This window comes from Pseudomonadota bacterium (assembly GCA_016927275.1).
In the GTDB taxonomy this organism is placed as follows: domain Bacteria; phylum UBA10199; class UBA10199; order 2-02-FULL-44-16; family JAAZCA01; genus JAFGMW01.
This window is the reverse complement of the sequence record JAFGMW010000009.1, coordinates 1-2769: the sequence shown is the minus strand read 5'-3', so window position 1 is coordinate 2769 and position 2769 is coordinate 1. Positions and strand designations below refer to the sequence as shown.

The window sequence follows — 2769 nt, the reverse complement described above, 5'->3', positions numbered from 1 at the left end:
CAGCGCGACCTACGCGGTGGTGCCCATGAGGCAGGACGGCACGGTCGATGCGCCGCTGCCCCTCTTCGCCGGCGCGCTCACCGGGGTGGGGCTGGCCGACCTCCCGTTCAACCCGTTCGACTCCACCGTGCGCAGAGCTCGCCTGTCCTACGACACCGAACAGGGTCAGATGGAAACGTTCGCCGCGGCGATGTTCTCCGCCGCCACCGGAGTCTCGGCTGCGAAGTCGGTCGAGGAGCAGGCGAGCCCGCCGGGGGCATGGATATTCAGGGCGAGCCCGTTCTCAGGCCGCGACGAGGTCATGATAAGGTTCGCGGGCCCGCCCGGCGAGATCGGGGGCAAGGGGAACGCCTTCAGGACCTACTCCGCGTCGATGGTCGAGAGGGGGCTGATACCTGCCTCGTGGCTCGAGGACAAGATCGTGCTCGTCGGCGCCTCCTACGAGGACCTCAAGGACGCGTACCTCACGCCCTATTACGCGAGGGCGACCGGATTCGCGCGCATGAACGGGGTGGAGATACACGCGAACATCCTCTCCAGCCTTCTCACGCGCCAGTATTACTACGCCATGAGGCAATGGCAGGCCGCGGCGTGGGCCTTCGCCGCGGCGCTGGCCGTGGCGCTTGCGGCCGGGTCCCTCTCCCCCTGGAAATCGTCCCTGGCCTGGCTCCTCATCTCTGCGCTCTGGGCCGCGCTCTCGGTCTGGCTCTTCTCGAGGTGGGCTCTCGTCGCGCCGATGGTGGCCCCGTTCGTCGCGCAGACCACGGCGCTCGGAGCCGGGCTCGGATGGCGCGCGCTCACGGAGGGCCGCGAGCGGAGGTTCGTAAGGGGCGTCTTCGCCAGGTACGTGCCCGAGGCGGTCGTGGAGCGGATGACGGAGAACCCGGCCCTGCTCAAACTCGGCGGCGAGACGAGGCAGGTGACCAGCCTCTTCTCCGACATAGCCTCGTTCACCTCCATCTCCGAGAGGCTCGACCCGCAGGGGCTGGTCGCGTTCCTCAACCGCTATCTGGGCCTCATGAACGAGGCGCTCTTCAGGCACGGGGCGACGCTCGACAAGTACGAGGGGGACGCGATCATAGCGTTCTTCAACGCGCCGCTCGACCTGGACAGCCACGAGGAGCGGGCGGCGCGGGCCGCTATGGAGATGCGGCGCGCCGACGCCGTCGTCTCTGCAGAGTGGGGGCAGAGGTGCGGCAGGCAGATAATCACGCGCATAGGCCTCGCCAGCGGGCCGGCCGTGGTGGGCAACATGGGCTCCGAGGGGAGGTTCGATTACACCGCCATCGGCGACACGATAAACCTCGCCAGCCGCCTCGAGGGCGCCAACAAGTTCTACGGCACCCGCGTCATGGCGAGCGAGGCTACGGTCCGTGGCCTTGCCGATGATATCGCAAGGCGGCCGCTTGACATCCTCAGGGTCAAGGGCAAGGCGGAGCCGATACTTGTGTACGAAATAGTTGGTAAAAAGGTTGAGGTTGAGGCTGAGGTCGAGAAAAAAGAGATGGTCGCAAGGTACGTCGAGGCGTTCGGGCTCTTCCGCGCGCGCAGGATCGAAGCTGCGATGGAAGAACTCAAGGGGGCGCTCGCGGCCCGGCCGGACGATCAGCCTTCGAGGGAGCTAATGAAGAGGTGCGAGCGGGCGCTCAGGGAGCCGGAATGGGACCTGGTGACGGAACTGACGGCAAAGTAAAATTCAGGGAGGTCGATATGAAGTTATTCTCAGCTATCGTCGCAGCGTTCTCTCTAATCATCATGTGTTCTCTCGCGCAGGCCTCCGCGGTCCTCGTGGACGCAAAGGGCGACGTGAAGGTGAAGCAGGGGAAGAGGGAGGCTGCGGCGAAGATCGGCGACGAGCTCGCCGACGGCGCGGTGGTGAGGGTGGGCAAGGGTTCCAGTGCGTCGCTGCTCTCCGAGGCGGGCTCGATCGACGAGATCGGCCCCGGGAAGAGCTATACGGTGGGCAAGGCAGCCGAGGCGAACTCAACGAAGCTGGGCGGGAGGATCGCGGTCGCCATGAGGGAGATGGCTGCCAAAGGCGAGGGGCCGACCGTCCACGGGATGGTGAAGGAGGCGGGTGGCCCGCGCCCCGTGAGGATCGACTTCGACAAACTCGGCGGCGCAGGGCTCACCGCGCTTTACCCTTCCGGGACCGCGGTGAGGCTGGGGCACGTAGTCGAGTTCAGGTGGAGCGAGCCGATCGGAAAGGGGTGGGTGAGGCCTGCGCTGGCCCTCTTCGACCGCTCCGGCCAAAGGATCGCGCTCGAGAAGCTCAAGGCGGGCGACAGGAGTTTCAGAGGCAGCGCCTCGAAGCTGGGGCTGAAGAGGGGAGCGAGCTACAAGTGGTTCTTGGCCGTGAACGACGGGGGTCTGCGGAGCAGGACGCCTGAGTACAAATTCTCCACCCTCTCCGAAGGCGACGAGCGCTCTCTGGCCGGCGATCTCTCGAAGGTGGCGAAGTTAGGGTTTTCTGATGATGGCAGGGCCCTGCTGGATGCGCAGGTCTATTTCGGCCACGGGATGTACGACGAGGCGGTCAGGACGCTCGAGCCTTCCTGCGCCGGATCGCCCTCGCCCTTTGCAAAGAAGCTGCTCCACATGTCCTACATGCGCATGGGCCGCATCTCCGAGGCGAAGAAATACGAATAAAATTCCAAATCCCAAGCACCAATTACCAAATAAGCACCAATTATCAGGCACCAAATTCCAAACAAAACCGTTTGATCATTGGGATTTGGTGCTTGGAATTTATTTGGAATTTGGGATTTG

Annotated in this window: 2 protein-coding genes; both read left to right on the top strand. The window is 64.4% G+C overall.

Annotated elements, in window-relative coordinates; translation table 11 throughout:
- A partial coding sequence (locus JXA24_00475; protein ID MBN1282230.1) for an adenylate/guanylate cyclase domain-containing protein occupies window positions 1-1693 on the top strand: 1693 nt, incomplete at its 5' end.
- A 17-nt stretch (window positions 1694-1710) separates the two neighbouring features.
- Window positions 1711-2649, top strand: a complete 939-nt coding sequence (locus JXA24_00470; GenBank protein ID MBN1282229.1) for a hypothetical protein — start codon at window positions 1711-1713, stop codon at window positions 2647-2649.
- Window positions 2650-2769 lie beyond the last annotated feature (120 nt).

Excerpts from the sequence above, each read along its gene's own strand:
- JXA24_00470 (MBN1282229.1), top strand. The coding sequence starts at position 1,711 with ATGAAGTTATTCTCAGCTATCGTCGCAGCGTTCTCTCTAATCATCATG.